We start from the raw sequence: 1176 nt of genomic DNA, 5'->3' as shown, positions 1-1176 counted from the left end.
TACTGATCTCGGCGCTTCAAGGTGATTGGCCTGTTTGCGTAGCTGACTGACGGTCATTTGCGCGCTATGCCGTTGGTATGCGCTATGCGGATGGGGGCGGGCTGACGGCGAAGGCACGTCAGCGCCGCGAGGCGGTGCGCCTGGAGGCCGCCGCGTTGTTCGACGAAGGTGTCCCTCCGAGGGAGGTCGCCCGCAGGCTGCGGGTGACCTCGAAATCGGCCTACCAGTGGCACCAGGCCTGGCGGGAGGACGGGATCGGGGCGCTGGCCTCACGGGGACCGGGTGGGCAGCGATGCAAGCTGTCGGCGCGGCGCCGGGAGAAGCTGGCCGAATACCTCGAGCAGGGGCCGGCCGCGCACGGCTGGGACCAGGACCAGGTATGGACCGGCGCTCGGGTGGCGACGCTGATCGGCCGCAAGTTCCACGTGTCCTACAGCGTCTCGGGGGCCACCCGTCTGATGCGCCGGCTCGGCTTCACCCCGCAGGTCCCCGTGCGCCGGGCCGCGGAACGCGACGAGCAGGCCGTGGCCGCGTGGAGGGAGGCGACGTGGGCGGAGGTAAAAGCACCCGGGCGGCCTGCAACGGCTGGCTCTGCTTCGAGGACGAGGCCGGGTTCACCCGCAGACCGCCCAAAGGACGCACGTGGGGACGCCGCGGCATCACCCCGGTCGTGAAGGTGAGCGGCAGCCGCTCGGGGAGGATCTCCGTCGCCGGACTGATCGCGATGCGACCGGGCTCACGGACCCGCCTGTGCCACAGGCTGCGACGCCACAGCGGGCGCAAGGGCGAACGCCGCAGCCTGTCCGAACACGACTACATCGGGCTGATCGACGGGATCCACCAGCTGGTCAAAGCGCCGATCGTGCTGGTCTGGGACCGGCTCAACACCCACGTCTCCCATGCGATGCGCGACCTGATCGACGCGAGGGACTGGCTGACGGTGTTCGTGCTGCCCGCATACGCACCCGAGCTGAACGCGGTCGAGTACCTGTGGGCCCACGTCAAACGCAGCCTCGCGAACCTCGCCAGCGTCGCCCTCGACCGGCTCGAAGCCCTCGTCCGCAACCGCCTCAAGCGACTGCAGTACCGCTCCGACATCCTCGACGGCTTCCTCACCGGAACCGGACTCTCCCTCGACCTCCCACCGCCATCACCTTGAAGCGCCGAGGTCAGTAA

Annotated in this window: 1 protein-coding gene and 1 pseudogene; both read left to right on the top strand. The window is 69.4% G+C overall.

The window, feature by feature from the left end:
* Window positions 1-77: 77 nt before the first annotated feature.
* On the top strand, window positions 78-674 hold the full coding sequence (locus ACFV1W_RS40725) for a winged helix-turn-helix domain-containing protein (RefSeq protein ID WP_380422633.1): 597 nt from the start codon (window positions 78-80) through the stop codon (window positions 672-674).
* Window positions 650-1159 (top strand): annotated as a pseudogene (locus tag ACFV1W_RS40720) (transposase); the annotation flags it as partial. The gene ACFV1W_RS40725 and the pseudogene ACFV1W_RS40720, both read left to right, overlap by 25 nt.
* Window positions 1160-1176: the final 17 nt, after the last annotated feature.

Source organism: Kitasatospora sp. NPDC059648 (genome assembly GCF_042734825.1).
Lineage (GTDB): Bacteria > Actinomycetota > Actinomycetes > Streptomycetales > Streptomycetaceae > Kitasatospora.
This window is presented reverse-complemented; position numbering and strand designations above follow the sequence as displayed.